The organism is Membranihabitans maritimus (genome assembly GCF_021729145.1).
In the GTDB taxonomy this organism is placed as follows: Bacteria; Bacteroidota; Bacteroidia; order Chitinophagales; family Saprospiraceae; genus Membranihabitans; species Membranihabitans maritimus.
This window is the reverse complement of the sequence record NZ_JAJSLW010000024.1, coordinates 13,608-31,096: the sequence shown is the minus strand read 5'-3', so window position 1 is coordinate 31,096 and position 17,489 is coordinate 13,608. Positions and strand designations below refer to the sequence as shown.

General features: G+C 38.6%; 13 protein-coding genes. All 13 read right to left on the bottom strand.

Translation table 11 applies throughout. The features are described from left to right. Nucleotides 1–99 precede the first annotated feature (99 nt). The 13 genes from ftsZ to LVD47_RS20660 all read right to left on the bottom strand — a co-directional run bounded on the left by ftsZ (nucleotide 100) and on the right by LVD47_RS20660 (nucleotide 17,422). On the bottom strand, nucleotides 100–1,521 hold the full coding sequence (ftsZ, locus tag LVD47_RS20720) for a cell division protein FtsZ (RefSeq protein WP_236980300.1): 1,422 nt from the start codon (nucleotides 1,519–1,521) through the stop codon (nucleotides 100–102). A gap of 62 nt (nucleotides 1,522–1,583) precedes the next feature. Next, nucleotides 1,584–3,050 (bottom strand): cell division protein FtsA, encoded by a 1,467-nt coding sequence (gene ftsA, locus LVD47_RS20715; RefSeq protein ID WP_236980299.1) that lies wholly within the window; start codon nucleotides 3,048–3,050, stop codon nucleotides 1,584–1,586. 11 nt (nucleotides 3,051–3,061) lie between these two features. Continuing rightward, nucleotides 3,062–3,856 carry a cell division protein FtsQ/DivIB gene (locus LVD47_RS20710; RefSeq protein ID WP_236980298.1) on the bottom strand — a complete coding sequence of 265 codons (795 nt, stop codon included), beginning with the start codon at nucleotides 3,854–3,856 and terminating at the stop codon, nucleotides 3,062–3,064. After that, complete coding sequence (gene murG, locus LVD47_RS20705; RefSeq protein ID WP_236980297.1) at nucleotides 3,853–4,968, bottom strand: undecaprenyldiphospho-muramoylpentapeptide beta-N-acetylglucosaminyltransferase; 1,116 nt, start codon at nucleotides 4,966–4,968, stop codon at nucleotides 3,853–3,855. Before murG ends, LVD47_RS20710 begins: the two co-directional genes overlap by 4 nt. Next, the gene (locus tag LVD47_RS20700) at nucleotides 4,934–6,100 is read right to left on the bottom strand and encodes an FtsW/RodA/SpoVE family cell cycle protein (protein WP_236980296.1); all 1,167 of its coding nucleotides are present in this window, start codon (nucleotides 6,098–6,100) and stop codon (nucleotides 4,934–4,936) included. The genes murG and LVD47_RS20700 overlap by 35 nt, the downstream gene beginning before the upstream one ends. A 299-nt stretch (nucleotides 6,101–6,399) precedes the next feature. After that, entirely contained in the window at nucleotides 6,400–7,638 is a 1,239-nt protein-coding gene (gene mraY / locus LVD47_RS20695) for a phospho-N-acetylmuramoyl-pentapeptide-transferase (RefSeq protein WP_236980294.1), read from the bottom strand. Continuing rightward, nucleotides 7,638–9,128 carry a UDP-N-acetylmuramoyl-L-alanyl-D-glutamate--2,6-diaminopimelate ligase gene (locus LVD47_RS20690; protein ID WP_236980292.1) on the bottom strand — a complete coding sequence of 497 codons (1,491 nt, stop codon included), beginning with the start codon at nucleotides 9,126–9,128 and terminating at the stop codon, nucleotides 7,638–7,640. Before LVD47_RS20690 ends, mraY begins: the two co-directional genes overlap by 1 nt. Continuing rightward, on the bottom strand, nucleotides 9,121–11,256 hold the full coding sequence (locus tag LVD47_RS20685; protein WP_236980290.1) for a PASTA domain-containing penicillin-binding protein: 2,136 nt from the start codon (nucleotides 11,254–11,256) through the stop codon (nucleotides 9,121–9,123). Before LVD47_RS20685 ends, LVD47_RS20690 begins: the two co-directional genes overlap by 8 nt. A gap of 7 nt (nucleotides 11,257–11,263) precedes the next feature. Further along, nucleotides 11,264–11,584 (bottom strand): FtsL-like putative cell division protein, encoded by a 321-nt coding sequence (locus LVD47_RS20680; RefSeq protein ID WP_236980289.1) that lies wholly within the window; start codon nucleotides 11,582–11,584, stop codon nucleotides 11,264–11,266. Between the two features lie 31 nt (nucleotides 11,585–11,615). After that, the gene (gene rsmH / locus LVD47_RS20675) at nucleotides 11,616–12,518 is read right to left on the bottom strand and encodes a 16S rRNA (cytosine(1402)-N(4))-methyltransferase RsmH (RefSeq protein ID WP_236980288.1); all 903 of its coding nucleotides are present in this window, start codon (nucleotides 12,516–12,518) and stop codon (nucleotides 11,616–11,618) included. Beyond that, a complete protein-coding gene (gene mraZ, locus LVD47_RS20670; RefSeq protein WP_236980287.1) occupies nucleotides 12,515–12,985 on the bottom strand; it encodes a division/cell wall cluster transcriptional repressor MraZ in 471 nt (156 codons plus the stop codon). Before mraZ ends, rsmH begins: the two co-directional genes overlap by 4 nt. 1,200 nt (nucleotides 12,986–14,185) lie before the next feature. Beyond that, on the bottom strand, nucleotides 14,186–14,911 hold the full coding sequence (locus tag LVD47_RS20665) for a polyprenol monophosphomannose synthase (protein ID WP_236980286.1): 726 nt from the start codon (nucleotides 14,909–14,911) through the stop codon (nucleotides 14,186–14,188). An 81-nt stretch (nucleotides 14,912–14,992) separates the two neighbouring features. Beyond that, the gene (locus tag LVD47_RS20660; RefSeq protein ID WP_236980285.1) at nucleotides 14,993–17,422 is read right to left on the bottom strand and encodes an alpha-ketoacid dehydrogenase subunit alpha/beta; all 2,430 of its coding nucleotides are present in this window, start codon (nucleotides 17,420–17,422) and stop codon (nucleotides 14,993–14,995) included. Nucleotides 17,423–17,489: the final 67 nt, after the last annotated feature.

Sequence of the window (17,489 nt, the reverse complement as noted above, 5' to 3'; positions counted from 1 at the left end):
CTTAATCAATAAAATCAAGCATAATTCCAAAACAAAAACCCCGGCAAATCAATCGACCTGCCGGGGAATTATTTAAATTATAGTAGTATTGCCAATTCTCTAATCTACATTATCGTGAAGATACGGGCTGTTTTTTCGAATCGTAGGCTCATCGTCATCTGTATTCATAGACCATGAAGGTTGTGGCTCATAATCGGAGTCTACAGGGTCATCCAGATGAACCCTTCTTCGCTTATAAGCTGGTACACTCTCCATGTCCACGATGGTTTTGTGCGAGTACATTTTTTTATCATCGAGCTTCAAGGGTTGAAATCTTGACTTTTCAGTCTCGGTACGGTGTTTTTTGACGACTTCCTCATCTACAAAAGGATCTTCATCGCGATTGTAAGTTCCTGCCACGTCATCCATAGAAGGAATCTTCTTTTCCTGATAAATCACTGTAGACGCTTCTGATGAGGGGTTTATTTCCAATTGTAAGTCTTTTTTAAACTCCCTTACTTCTTCTTTTTTTTCCTCTAGCTTTACACTTTGGGCATCATTCGCAGGAATACTTTCGATTTTATTCTTTCGCTCGAATCCGGTAGCAATTACAGTTACGCAAATTTTATCTTCCAACGTCTCATCGTGGCAATTTCCCCAAATTAAATTCGTATCGTTACCCGCTTCTTCCTGGACATATTCCGTTATTTCAAATATTTCATCCATGGTGATTTCACGGTTCCCGGAAGAAATATTCAATAGGATGTGATCCGCCCCGCGAATATCATTCTCTTCTAACAGCGGACAATCCAACGCCTCCCTTACGGCCATTTTTGCACGGTCATCACCTTCACCAGTAGCAGTACCCATGATGGCGACACCGCTATCCCGCATTACGGTATTGACATCCTCGAAGTCAACATTCACATACCCTGGTACGGTAATTATTTCCGCAATACCTTTGGCTGCTGTTGTCAAAATATTATCTGCATGTCCGAAAGCATCCGATACAGGAAGGTTGCCATAAATGTCACGCAATTTATTATTAGATACAATAATCAATGCATCTACATTTTTCTTTAAATCATCTAGTCCGGTCTCTGCATACTTTATCCGGGTATTCCCTTCAAACCTGAATGGCAAGGTAACTATTCCAACGGTAAGTATTCCCAATTCACGTGCCGTTTTGGCTATGATAGGTGCGGCACCAGTTCCGGTTCCTCCACCCATGCCGGCCGTAACAAAAACCATTTTTGTGCCATCATCCAAAAAATTTTCAATTTCATCCAGTGATTCCAGGCAAGCCTGCTTTCCCACTTCCGGCTTGGATCCCGCTCCACGTCCTTCTGTAAGGTTGGGTCCCAATTGGATACGGATCGGTACAGGACTTAATTCCATTGATTGATGGTCGGTATTGCACAATGCAAAATCAACCCCTACAATTCCTTGACGAAACATGTGGGTAACGGCATTGCAACCGCCACCTCCTACACCAACTACTTTGATGATTGATTTTTCTCTGGCAGGTATATCGAATTCCATAATTTAACTTTTTTAATTTAAATAATTTTTTAGCGAGATAATTGTATACTACTTACATTTTTTTAATTCAAATCAGAATCCGGACTGGCCTCAAACCAATCCTTAGTCTTGTTAAATACTTTATTCCAAAAGCCCTTTTCTTCGGAATTGACTTCGGCGTCTGTATAGCGGTTGGTATCCCGGGATGCCCCACCCCCTTCTATCTTTTTTGAATCTTCTTTTTCAGGATTTGAAGACTCTGGCCTTAACTCATCTTTCGGCTTATTCTCTTCCATTTTAACTGAAGAAACCGGTGAGCTGACAGGTTGAAAAACCTCTTCTACTTCATCCTCTTCTTCGACTTCAATAGCGCATCCATATTTCCGGCTTTCAAATCCATTTAGTAATAAACCAATAGAAGTAGAGAATACAGGGCTACTCAAATCCTTTATATACCCGTGAGCAAGATGCTCAATTGGATAACTTACCTTCGTGGGAATTCCTGTATGGTATTCAATAAGTTCCTCAATGTATTTCAATTTTGAACCTCCCCCCGTCAGGACTATTCCTCCAATTAATTTATTTTTATATCCGGATCTTTCTATTTCATAAACGATATACTCCAAAATTTCTTCAATTCGGGCCTGAATAATTCTGGCCAGATTTTTTTCCGAAATTTCTTTGGGTGCTCTTCCTTTCAACCCGGGTATAGTAATAATTTTATTCTCCAAAACTTCATCCGCTAAGGCAGAACCAAATTTCACCTTTAATTTCTCTGCCTGATGACTCATTATCGTACATCCTTCCTTAATATCCTTGGTAATTACATATCCTCCGAAAGGAATGACAGCTGTATGGCGTATAATTCCCTCATAAAATATTGTTAGATCTGTAGTTCCTCCTCCTATATCCACTAGAGCTATTCCAGCTTCTTTTTCTTCCTGATTGAGAACAGCTGCACTCGAAGCGATGGGTTCTAATGTAATATCAGCAGCCTCAAGTCCTGCCTTTTTTATACACCTCAATATATTATTTGAGGCTGTTATTTGACCGGTAATAATATGAAAATTTCCTTCTAATCTTATACCCGACATGCCAATAGGTTCCGTAATTCCCTGTTCATTGTCTACGGTATATTCTTGAGGTATAACATGTAAAATCTTATCGCCCGGAGGTAATACCAGTTTGTACATGTCATTTATTAAATGATCAATATCCGACTGACTAATCTCATCATGTGCATTATCCCGTGTCAAAATACCGTGATGATGTAAACTTTTTATATGTTGTCCGGCAATTCCAACATGAACTACTTTTACCTTTGCGTCAATTTGTTTTTCAACAATAGATACAGCCTCCCGAATGGCGCGTACCGTTTTTTCGATGTTAGAAACCACTCCACGAATGACGCCTTCACAAGGTACTTTTCCCAGTCCAAGTATTTCAAGTTTTCCGTGTTCGTTGCGCCGCCCGGCGACAGCACATACCTTCGTAGTGCCTATATCTACGGCAACGACGACTTCTTCCGGTTTGTAATTATTTAATTTCATATGCATTTATTTCACGGATTCAATGATTTTTTACCTACGATTTGATTTTTATAATCAATACTCAATTTTGAATATTTGTCCCATCCCACACGGGACAATCCTTCTTTGAGAAATATTTTTAAATTTTCAATTTTCTCATCAATTTCCTTTGTTTCACTAATTTCAATCCGAAAATCACCGATAAGCGGAACCAATAAAATTTGTCCCTGGTGATCAACATGGATTTCATTAATGAATCCATTCATGAATGTATCCGATTGCAAGGCGTTGGCAATGGTAAAAACATCGAATACTTTTTTAACAGAGTCCACTTTCTCTCCTTCTTTCAATGGAGGAATATGTCCCGTAACCGTCATTATTCTCGCAGAATAATGTTCGGAAAGTGGCATGGGGTATCCATCGAAATCGATGTAATAATTGGCTCCTTTGAGACTAAATACACGTAGAAGAGGCTTTCGCTCCGCTACATGGATTTGAAGTATATTCTTTTTATCTGCATATAACTGGACTTCCTTGATAAAAGGATTTGCTTCGAATTGCTCTTCCAGGACATCAAGATCCGTATTCTTCAGACTCCTTCCTACAAGCCCGTCCGGGAAAGATCCTTGAATAATCCGGAAAACTTCGGTAGTATCCAAAAGGGACTTTTGTCCCGGGACATCCGCTTCTATTTCTACTTGAATATCTGCTACTATTCGATCACTATTATATCCAAAAGAAGCAAATAAAATTAAAGCTCCGCCAATACACAAACAAGAAACGAGTAATACCAAAAGGTTCATTATATGTTTCTTCCTTTCAGTCATGTTGTCTTAGCAAGTTTAATGATTTCATCAGCTATTCTTCCTGCAGAATTTTTTCTTTCCAAACCATGAATATTTAAGGACAATCGCGTTAAAACATCCTGGTCCTTTACAGTTTTGATAGCCATTTTAATCCCCTTTTCAACAGCATCTTCATCCTTTACCAGTAAAGCAGCATTGCGATTCACCAGATACTGAGCATTCTTTGTTTGATGATCTTCTGCTACATTAGGAGATGGAATCAATATAGCGGGTTTACCAAGTGCTGCCAGTTCAGCAAGGGTCAAAGCTCCTGCTCTCGACACCACCAGGTCCGCGGCTGTATAAGCAATAGCCATATCATCTATAAAAGTCATGGCCCGTACATTATTCAACTTGGCAGATTTGCAGTTTCCATAATCATCTGCATATAATTTACCTTGTTGCCAGATAAAATATACCTCTTCGTTCTCGCGAAATAGCTCTGTATTATCCCTAAACATCTGATTGATCGTCCGAGCACCAAGACTCCCTCCTATCGCCAGGATAACTTTACGTTGGGCGGGAATCCCCATTTGTCTTTTGGCTTCTTCCTGTGAATAAGAATTCTCAAATAACGTAGAACGTACAGGATTGCCTAATTCAATTAATTTCTCTTTTGGAAAAAACAAATCCATCCCTTCAAATGCAACACATATCCTATCCACCTTTTTCCCCAATAATTTATTGGTCAATCCTGCATATGAATTCTGTTCTTGGATCAGTGTCGGTTTTCCCAACCTGCAAGCAACTTCCAGAAGCGGACCACTGGCAAAACCACCAACCCCAACTACTACATCAGGTCTGAATTTTTTGATTATTCTATAGGATTTCCAGAGACTACTCACCAATTTAAATGGAAACAATAAATTTTTAATTATTGAACGTCTGCTTAATCCGCTAATCCATAAACCTTCAATTTCATATCCGGCAGCGGGTACTTTTTCCATTTCCATTTTTCCTTTGGCCCCTACGAAACGAATCGCGGATTCCGGTATTCTTTCTCTTAAAGCGTTGGCTATGGCTATCGCCGGAAAAATATGTCCCCCTGTTCCTCCACCACTAATCATCACTTTCATTTTTTTCGCTTTTAACATGAAATCCGTTTTTCTCTACATCTCTACTCACACTCAGAATAATTCCAAATTGCAACGATGTAAATAATAGTGAAGATCCTCCCATACTTATCATGGGAAGGGTCAATCCGGTAGCAGGTACTAGATGAACAGACACGGCAAGATTGGCCATGGCTTGCAAAACAATATTGAGGCACAAGCCAAAGGCTAAAACAGCTCCGAAGGTTTTTTTGGATCTAGTCAATAATTTTGTACACCTGAAAAGAAGCATCAGATAGATTGCAAGAATCAATACAGCTCCAATCACACCATACTCTTCGCATATGATAGCAAAAATAAAATCTGCATAAGGATACGCTATAAAATTCCTTTGCATACTGTTCCCCGGCCCTGTACCAAACCATCCCCCCTGAGCTATAGCAATTTTAGCCTGAATATTATCTCTACTATCAGCACCTGTCATAAAATCACTAATCCTACTCATCCAGGTGTCAAACCGTGTTAATTCCGGAAAGGCATACCCCACTAATATCAGAAGCGCTAACCCAATAGCACCAGCGAATAACACCATAAAGATATATTGGGTCTTTATGCGTCCTACAAATAACATAATCAAACAGGTAGCAAACAAAATCATCGCAGAAGACAAATCCGAAGGGGCTATTAATAAACAGACACCTAATATAGGTAGCAACATAGGCACCGCAAACGTATTAAAATTCTTGATCGATGATTGCTTACTCGATATATTTCTTGCCAGGAAAAGTACTATGGCCACTTTTGCCAAATCAGAGGTCTGGAAGGTAAGACCGATAAATGGTACTGAAATCCATCTCTTAGCATCATTTATTTCCACACCAAATGCCATCGTAAAAATCAATAATATCATTGATATCAAAAGAAACGTCGGCGCAATGGCACTAAAAAATTTATGCGGCAATTGATGCACTACATATACAATAAACCCACCGCATATAATAATTAAAAGATGTTTTATAATATGGTAACCTACACCTACACCCCCACTTCTGTATTCCATAATTCCCGCTGAGGAATACACCGCCAGCATGGAAGCCAAACACAAAAACCCAAATATCAACCAGATATTTCGGTCTCCACTTATATTTTTAGTGATGTTTTGGACAAATGCCATTGTAGTTCTCTTTCAAATAATTTTACCATACAATGTCAAAAAATATGAAAAAGAGGGCGCGGTCTTACGCACCCTCATGACCTGATTATTCTGAATGATTTATTTCGGGCCTTCACCCGACGGACAATTCTTTTTTTGAAACCTTAGTAGAAATTTCCTCATTCAGTTCATTTTTTTGACTTTCAAAACAAATATAAAAAAAATATAATATTATTAATTAAAACTATACATTTTTAACTCATAATAAGCTAAATAAAAATATAAAATTATTACTATATATAGCCAAAACACCATCCTTATTACCTAATTTTCAGAGTAATAATAGCGACAACTGCAAGCATTACTCCAACAACCCAAAATCTTGAAACAATTTTAGATTCATGAAGTCCGGATTTCTGATAATGGTGATGCAGCGGTGACATTTTGAAAATTCGCCTACCCTGGCCGTATTTTCGTTTGGTATATTTAAAATACGAAACCTGCAAAATAACGCTCAAACTTTCAACCAGGAAAATACCACAGAGAATCGGTATTAATAATTCCTTTCTCAGCATAATAGCCATGCCGGCAATTATTGCACCTATTGTCAAGCTACCCGTATCCCCCATAAAAATAGAAGCAGGATACGCATTGAACCATAAAAACCCAATGCATGCTCCTACAAAACAAGCAGCAAAAACAACCAATTCACTTGATTCGGGTAAATAAAAAATATTGAGATACTCAGCAAATATAGTATTACCCGATACATATGCGAAAATGCCAAGTGTGGCACCGATTATAGCAGAGACTCCGGTAGCTAAACCATCGAGGCCATCTGTAAGATTACTGGCATTGGACACAGCTGTTATAATAAAAATGACCAATGGAATGAATACAAGGCCAGCGTTCAATGGAGCACTGGACGAAACCGGAATAATCTTACTATAATCCAATTGATTACCCTTAAAAAAAGGAACATTTGTCAGGTAATTATGGACATCAACATATTTAGAATTCTCATCAGATGGTTGAACATCTCCATTTTCCATCTGATGCTCGGTTACTAACTTCTTGTCCATCCTTACCGTTATATCCTTTTGAGTTATCATAACTATACTTACTACCAACCCTAGGATTATCTGGCCCATTATTTTGAACTTTCCTTTTAAACCTTGTTTATTTTTTCTAAAAACTTTAATATAATCATCAACAAACCCAATCAAACCCATCCACAATACGGTAAATATCATTAATTGGATATAAATATTTGACAGGTTACTCAACAATAGGGTCGGTACTAAAATAGCAAGAATAATAATCACCCCTCCCATGGTAGGCGTTCCTTCTTTCTCCTTCTGCCCTTTGAGTCCTAACTCCCGGACTGTCTCACCAATTTGTTTTCTCCTCAAAAATCGAATTATACGCTTACCAAAAAACATAGCGACTATCAATGATAATATCACTGACAACCCGGAACGGAATGAGATATACTGAAACAATCTCGCTCCAGGGAAATCATAGTTGGATTCTATGTATTCAAAAAGTGCGTATAACATTAATGGGTTTTATATTTTTCTTTCAATGCTTCGTGCAAAACAACTCTATCATCGAATGGTAGTTTTCTTTCTTTGACAATCTGATATGTCTCATGACCTTTTCCAGCTACCAGGATCACATCTTTATCTGCCGCCATAGAAACCGCCATTCGTATTGCCTCCTTACGGTCTTTGACCTTGAATGTATGTGCTAATAAGTGGGGTGGAAGTTGACTCAACATATCTACCAAAATCTCCTCAGGATCTTCATTCCTTGGATTATCCGAGGTCAAAATCGCAATATCACTATTGGAAGCAGCAGCTGACGCCATTAAAGGTCTTTTTGTTTTGTCCCTGTCCCCACCACAGCCAAGTACAATTATTAATCTACCATCCCCCTGAATAAGTTTTTTAAGGGTAGAACCTACTTTTTCAACCGCATCCGGGGTATGTGCATAATCGACAAATCCTATTGCCTTTCCCTCTACAACCTTCACCTTTTCCAATCTTCCGGGAATTTCTTTTATGGCGGATAACACCCGCAATACTTCCCGGGCCTCTACTCCCAGCAAACACCCTACACTGTAGGTGGCTAATAAGTTATAAGCATTAAATTCTCCGGTAATAGTGGTATATATTTCCTGACCATCTATTTCCAGCAGCATGGAATTAAGATCGTACTCCAAAATCTGGGCTTTGTAATCAGCCATTCCTTTTACCCCGTATGTAACTTTTCTTGCTGTCGTATTTTGTCCCATTACCCTACCGGTTCTGTCATCACTATTCAAAAGGGCAAATGCATTTTGAGGGAGGTTATCAAAAAATATCTTTTTGGTTTTTATATAATCCGCAAAAGTATGATGATAATCAAGGTGGTCTCGGGTAATATTAGTAAACACTCCACCATCAAACTCCAGCGCAGCTATTCTTTCTTGAGCCAGGGCATGAGAACTAACCTCCATAAATACATAATCACAGCCTTCGTTCACCATCTCCGCCAAAGACCTGCTTAATGAAACAGGGTCAGGAGTTGTAAGAGTAGCTCCAATTGCTTTATTGTGAATTCTATTTCCTATGGTAGAAAATAACCCCGTCTTAAAACCCAAATTCTCGAATAGCTGATATAAAAAATTAACAATAGTAGATTTACCGTTGGTCCCGGTAACACCGATTAATTTTAACTTTCTACTCGGATAATCATAAAATGCTTCTGCCAGACGGGAAGCTGCCAATCGATCATTAGCGACTTTTACCCAACTTATATGGTCTTCATCCGGATTTAAAACCGGATCAAACTCAGAAACAATACATATAGCTCCCTGAGATAAGGCATCCGGGATATACTGATTTCCATCAAGATCTGTACCCTTTACGGCAATAAACAACCCCTGCTTTTCAATCTTCCTGCTATCGACCTGAATGTTGGCAATTTCCACATCTCTATCTCCAGTAAAACTGAGAAAATCAATATGTCGCAATAAATCACCTAATTTCATCATATCATTATCCAAGAGTAAGGAAAATTTGTTCTTTTTTTAATGGTTCACCTGGTTCCAGAGACTGCTCGGTCACCTTACCTGATCCACTAATCTTTACTTCAATTCCCATATTCTCGAGAATAAATAGTGCGTCTTTCAAACCCATGCCCAATACATTTGGAATGACCTCCTCCGAGATTTTTCGGGGTTCCAGGTTAAAATCGGTTGAATCCTGCGTTAAGAGCGACCATTTACTATCGGTGGATTTTCTTGTTTTGAGACCTAAGTAGCCAAAGACCTTTTCATAGTCTTCGGTGTATCCGACTTCGAAAGTAGGTATGCGCAAATTCGCAGTTGTGAGCATGGGTTCTTCATTGAGTACTTCCATAAGGTCCGGATTCGTGGCATAGCAATAATCAACGATCTCTTTGAATACAGGAGCTGCAATTTTGCTACCGTAATACTTATTTTTTTTAGGATCATCAATAACCACTATACAAGAATATATCGGATCTTCAGTTGGAAAGTAACCAACAAACGACGCTGTATATTTTTTTCTGCTAGCTTCTTTATCTGCATAATTGGTTCGTGTAGTACCAGTTTTCCCGGCAACACTATAATCTTTGCTTATCAAATTCTTACCCGTTCCACTGTCTACTACAGCTTTGAGTATAGTCTGTGCCTTGACAATAGATTCCTTTGATGCTATTTGCACAGACTTGTTGTTTTTTGTCAAATCTTTTACCAACGTACCCGATTTGACAATTTTATCCCCTAACCTCGGTTGTACGTAAAATCCATTATTAGCAATGGCATTATAAAAAGACAATACTTGTAATGGCGTAAGTCTTAATTCATATCCATGAGCCATATACGGAATTGACATTATCGAACTCCAGGTTCCCTTTTTGGAAGGAATTTTTTCTCTCTCATCTTTTGAGTACAAATCCGGAAGGGGTTCACCAGGAATCTCAATTCCGGTTTTTGATTTCAGATGAAATTGATTCATGTATTTAAAAAACCGGTCAGGTCCGTCACCTTCCCTAAAATATTTATTTGCCAATTTTGCAATAGCTACATTTGAAGAAATGGCAAAGGCATTGGCTACAGTGGTCTTCTTAAATGGATGTCCTTCTGAATCCCTTATCACACCAGGTCCTACAACCATGTAACCCGGGCCGATCTCCACTTCTTCCTCAAGTGACATATCCTGATCCTCAAAAAGCGCAAGCATAGTAGCAAGTTTAAAAGTTGATCCCGGCTCATACAATCTTCCAACCCCATAATTGAGGTTCTCATAATAAGATTCACCATTCTTACCAAGATTAGCAATTGCTTTTACCTTTCCCGTTTTGACTTCCATTACAATCGCTGTTCCCCATTCACCTTCATGATCTTCCAAGACTTTTCTTAAAGAATGTTCTGCTATATCCTGAAGGTTCACATTTAAAGTAGTTTGCAAATCTGCCCCTTCCTCTGCCTCCGTATTCAACAGCCCCTCTACAGGTATATAGGTCCCTCTTCCAATTCTCTGAACATACCGCTCCCCATGATTGCCTTTAAGCACTTCATTATAACTTAACTCCAAACCCACCGGCTGCCGATCTCCCGGCATTCTCCCAATTGACCTACTCGCCAGGTTCACATAAGGCTTCAATCTATTTGAATTCCTTTCAAGAACCAACCCTCCTTTGTATCCACTCATAGATAGAAGCGGATATTTTTTAATTTTCTCGACTTCTTCAAAAGTGGCATCTCTTTTTATTAAAAAATACCTGATTTTATTTTTCCTTGCCGTTACTAATTCTGATCTAATGGCACCTACTGACTTGGAAGGCCAAATATCCCTCTGCAAACACACAGCCAAAGAATCAACGTTGTCGTCAAAATACCTTTGCCTCATCGCCGATGACCCAAAGTCGATTCGCACGTCAAAAAACGGAATACTTGTAGCCAGCAATCCTCCGTCATCTGCATATATATTCCCTCTATGAGCCTTCACAACCTGCTTCTTAATAGATTGACTATTTCCCTTTTCAACCCAGAAAGATCTTTCTACCGTATCTATCATGATGACTTTACCCAGGATAACAGCTCCTACCAATAAGAACAGGCAAAACACAAAATATGCACGACCTAAAATTTCTTTCCTTACGCTCATTTAAAAATCAATATTTTTTTGACTTTAAAATAACAGGCTTTTCCCCTTCCTTGCCGATAGAGTTTTCTTTAAGATTTTTCTCCAAATTTGAAAGAGATGAATTGTTCATCCATTCAGATTTTATAGTTAAATACTTCCAGTTCAATTCTTTGACCTCTTTTTTCATGTAAGCCATTTTGCGAACCTTCTGTTCAGCAATATGGGAATTCATTATACTCAAAAATGCCAATCCACATAAAAACAGAATATATTCCATGTGGGAACGCAACCAATTCATCACTCCCGATCCATTAAACTTTTTCTTTGTATTCCCCATCCTATTGGCCATATCCCAAATCAGCTTTTAATTGAATTAATACTTACAACTTATTTATTCTCTCCCCCACTCTCAACTTGGCACTTCTCGCTCTTTTATTGAATTCAACTTCGGTTTTTCCAGGGAGAATTGGCTTCTTATTTACCGGCCGAAATGGCCTTTCCACTTTCCCAAAATCATCCTTTTGAACCTGCCCATCTATAGTTCCGGTTTTAAAATAGTTTTTCACATATCTATCTTCCAAAGAATGAAAGGTAATCACAGCTGCTCGTCCACCAATTGCAACCAAATCACACAACTGACTTAAAAACCTCTCAAGCTCCCCCAACTCATCATTGACTTCCATTCTCACTGCTTGAAATACTTGCGACAAGTACCTAAATGTATTACCATAGGAATTCTGTTCGGCAATAAAAGCAAGTTCCTGCGTTGTATGTAATTTTCTTGAATTTCTAAACTTTACTATTGCAGCGGCTAGCGTTTTGGAATTTTTAATTTCCCCCAAATCAGAAAACATATACCACAGCTTCTCCTCTGAATATGAATTCAGCACATCCAATGCGCTTACATTGGCCCCCGAATTCATCCGCATATCCAACCCGGCGTCACCCCGATAAGAAAATCCTCGATCGATCTGATCAAATTGCATGGAAGAAACTCCCAAATCCGCAACAACACCATTGACAGGCAACGCTCCTTCTACTCTTAGTACATTCAAAATATCAGAAAAATTATTATGCCTCAAGACGAGCCTTTCATCTTCCATTGCTTTTTGCAATTCATTAAGGTCACGATCAAAACCAAATAGAACCCCTTTTTCTCCTAACCTCTTCAACAACTCCATACTATGCCCTCCAGCTCCAAATGTAGCATCGACATAGACCCCATCTCGAACAACCTCAAGGGCATCAACAGCTTCCTTCAATAAAACCGAATCATGCCTCATTCTTCTGACAGATTTCCGTGCGAATTAAAACCCAAAACCTGCTCAGCCAGATCAGAAAACTCCTGAGGTTCAGCATCCAACATACCATGATACACATCCTTATCCCACATTTCAATGCGATCCAGATAAGCAAACAACACAGCATCCTTTTCTATATCTGCATATTCGAGCAACGTCTTGTTAATCAAGACCCGATCTGCCGAATCCGTAGTTACACTGCTGACCCCCCTGTAAAAATACCGTATAAAATTACGGTCCTTCTGGCGGTAAACATTTAATTTATTAATCCCTTCAACAATTCCATCCCAAACTTTTTCAGGATAAATCATGATACACTTTTCAAAACCACGGTTAACAAAGAATGTAGCAGGAGACAAGCCACCCAATTGCTTCAACAATTGAGAAGGCATCCGCATCCGCCCCTTGGCGTCCAACCTACATTCGTATTCACCGTAAAGTTGTACCATTTATTTTTTCACAAGCTTGTAATATCAAAAGTAAATAACTTTACCACAAATCACCACCTTTTAACACCAAACATATTAAAAAAAATAATATTTACCACTTACACCCACTTTCACGTTTTAAAATATAGTCTAATTGATAATACTATATAATCTAAAAACACTAATACAGTATTAATAATCTATATTTATCTGTTTTTAGGCATATTATAAATTTATTAATTCTCTATATTAATTTAATAAATGGTGGTAAGTTGTGGGAGAGAATTGATTATTTGATGAGAATTTTCGATAGAAATTAGCAAATTCAGTCTTTAAATCATCCTTGCCAAAACAGTATAGACCCAAATATTCCCAGATACCAGATTAAGAATCTATAGAAAATTGGTGAGATTGGATCAACAGCTGAATATGCAGAATTAGCCCTCATTAAAAATGTATAATCCGACAAAAATAGTTGAATTCAAAGATGATTTTTAAAACTCTGAAGGAAAGAAGACCTTCATTTTCATGGAGAAAGGTCCCTGAAATATGTTATCGTCCAAAAGTATAAAGAGAGGGGACTCATCCAGGACGTTCCCGTCTTCATTCTATCCCGACAAAAACAAAGGGAAACGGTAGTTATTATTCCATTCAGAGAAGTCTTAAGTGATGGGGCAGGTATTGAATTATCAGATTTATCCTCATCTGAAATTATTACAATTCATTGTCCTCTGGATACAACCTATCCGGATTATTACTCGTAGTCTTTTGAATTTTTCATCCACGGTCAACGGAGAATAATCTACAATCAGATTTTCATAGTTTAACCAACGTTGTAAAGAATGTATATAGGCTCAAAGAGAGTTTGGAAGGGTAAAATACAAGGCAGCTACCTGAAGTTTTATCAGGATAATGAAAAGGAAGGAAACACAGTAGATTCCCTTTGCCGATCCAAGATTGAGAATTAGTATTATGGAGTTACCACTTGAAGACAACGATCTTCGGCTCTGAAGGAACACCAAATAGTCCAATATCTATTCGCCCTTTTAGTCAAACTCACTTTTATCAAATGATCCGAATCCTAACAATCCATTGAGATCAGGTTAGTTTATACAAAGCGAAGAAAAATCGAAACTATTTTCACAACCTCATTCTATGAAGCTGGGTAAGAATCTATCATTACCAAAATGCATACTGTGGTGTTATCCCTTAGGAAAAGTATTACCTGTAATTTTTAGAAAGGGAATTAATCTTCATTTTCAATACCCCGAATATAGCTTCATTCACAATATTCGCCGACATCTTGGATTTCCCTTTCTCACGATCTTTGAAGAGAATGGGTATTTCCTTAATTTTAAATCCTGAAACCCAGGAAGCAAATTTCATTTCAATTTGGAAGGAATACCCTATAAAGGTTATTTTGGAAAGATCAAGTGATTCAAGAACATCTCTTGAATAACCGACGAAACCTGCCGTTACATCACGTACCGGCATCCAGGTAATTAATCTTACGTAATATGAAGCAAATTTACTCAACATCAACCGTTTAATTGGCCAATCAACGACACCTCCTCCCTCTGTATAACGACTACCAACCACAAGATCTGCCTCTTTTTTCAAAAGAACTTCAGCCATTCTTTCCAAATCCATTGGATTGTGCGAAAAGTCTGCATCCATTTCATATATATAATCATACCCTTTATCCAAAGCCCAGCGAAACCCGTGTATATATGCAGTTCCCAATCCAAGTTTCCCCGTTCTTTCTTCAATAAAGAGCCCCTTGGTTGATTGCTGCATTTCCTTGACTATTGCACCTGTTCCATCCGGGGATCCATCATCTATTATAAGCACATCAAAATCAACATCCAGTTCCATAACCGCATTAACAATTGCTGTTATATTTTCCTTTTCATTGTAGGTAGGTATAATTACTAGATGTTTGCTCAAAATACTACTATTATGAACGCCAAATATATAAAATCAAGACCAATAATAAGCGAAGTTTTACCGAATAGTAAAAAACTATTTCTACAACAATCTAGGATATCTTTCAGGATCGACGCGGTGCAACATATTCAGTATTTTCATGACTATGTCGTCTTCACTTGGTTTGGTAATGTAATCACCGTCATCGCCATATGCAGTGCGATTATCACGTGCAGAAAGCGTTTCCGGTGGAATTTCAAGGTAATCAAATAATTGTTGCTCTTCCATAGCCTTTTGGAGCATATATGCACTGGCTCCACCAGGAACATCTTCATCTAAGAACAAAACCCTGTTCGTTTTAACAACAGATTTTTTTATTAAATGAAGTATATCAAAAGGCATTAATGTTTGGACATCGATCAGGTCAACGGATATGCCAAATTCATCAAGGTAATCCAGGGCTTCCCATGCTTCCCAAACACAAGCACCATAAGTCACTATCGTAAGATCCTTTCCTTCTTTTAACAATTCGGCTTGTCCGATTGGCACAGTAAATTCTCCAATATTATCCGGTAGTTTTTCTTTCTTTCTATATCCATTAAGTACTTCTATAACAATAGCAGGATCATCCGATTGTAAAAGAGTGTTGTATATTCCTGCTGCCTGCACCATATTTCTCGGCACACAAATATGTATCCCTTTTAAAGAATTCAACAACATAGCAATTGGAGAACCCGCATGCCAAATTCCCTCCAAACGATGACCACGAGTCCGGATAATGGGATTACTAAATTGCTTTCCATCAGTTCGGTAGCGGAGAGTAGCAAGATCATCTGTCAGTGGCGCCAAGGCATACACGATATAGTCGAGGTACTGGATCTCAGCTATGGAACGTAACCCCCTCATTCCCATTCCTGTGGCTTGTCCTATAATCGTCCACTCTCGAATACCCGTGTCAAAAATCCTGTGTTCCCCATACTTTTCCTGCAATTTTGCAAATCCCTGATTTACATCACCTAATTTCCCAACGTCTTCTCCATATCCAAAAAGATTGGAGTGCTTTTCAAATGCTTTATCAAAAAACCGATTTAAGATTTCATAACCATTAAGTTCAAGGGAATCCTCCGAATATACAGGAGGAATCTCATCCACCTTAAAGGGAGAATTCGGTGTATGAGAATATAAATTGTAACAGATTGCATCATCCATATAGGCCATTTCAGTTTCGATCCACTTCTTGAGATTTTCATGAAGAACACCCTTTATGCTCAATCCATGACTAATTTTCCGTGCAGCAGAAACAATATCTGATAAGTTGGGATACTGCAATTGATTCATTTTATCAAAATGCAATCTGATAAATTCCATTTTATCATTCGCGTAATAAATTTCTCTAAGAATAGTAGTAAACTCTTCTTTCTTGGATTCAATTCGATCCGAAAACTTTTTCCAGGCTTTGTTCTTGGCTTCCTTTGCATAAACAACGGCTTCCTTCCTCAATCCTTTCAATTCATCGGCAGAGGCAAGCTCATTGGTAAGTATCCAATCTTCAAACCGATCGATACAATCGTGATCTTCTTCCCACTGCAATCGCTCTCTGGATTTATACCTTTCATGAGATCCGGAAGTACTATGTCCCAGGGGCTGTGTCATCTTCTGAACGTGGATAAGAGCTGGAATGTATTCATCCCTCACCCGGTTTATGGCCCTATCGTACAGATCAATCAAACCCGGATAATCCCATGCATTGGCTGTATAAATTCGTATTCCGTTCTTATTTTCATCTATTAGAAAACCTTCCATGGCCTTGGAAATACTTTCCTTAACAGTTTGATATTTGGTCGGTACAGAAATAGCATACCCATCATCCCATACACTTACTGCCAATGGGACTTTCATTACGGCTGCGGCATTCATCATTTCCCAAAATGGTCCTTCTGAGGTACTTCCATCTCCTATCGTAAGGAATGAAACCCCTTTGCCACCGTCATTCAAAGGATGGTCTTTCAACTCCTTTACATCCCGGAATTTTTTGGATGCTAATGCCAACCCCAATCCTCTGTTAACCTGTCCCGCAGTACAAGAAATGTCAGAGGAGACATTGTATTTATTGGGGAGGTCTTCCCAGTCACCATTTTCATCAATAAACGCTGTGGCAAAATGACTTGCCATTTGACGCCCCCCGGAAAATGGGTCTTGTTCGTGATCCGCGAATACCTGGGCGAAATACTCTTCCAACGTAGCCTCTCCGATGGCAAACATGAAAGTCTGGTCCCTGTAATAACCAGACCTAAAGTCACCTTTCTTAAAAGCACGCGCCATTGCTACCTGGGCAACTTCCTTTCCATCCCCGGAGATTCCGAATTTTGCCTTCCCCGTCAACACCTCTCGCCTTACTAACTTGGACGCTTCTCTACTAATACAACAGATCCAAAAATCGTGCAAAACCTCCTTTATATATGGATTGGCTTCGGTGGACTCTTGAATTATTTCAGGGTCTTTTATTTGTTCTTCCATTCCACTTGCATTCATAACCGCCTAAAGTTATAATAAATTTAATTTCAATCAAAATCATTCTTTGAATTAGAGAGAAGAAATC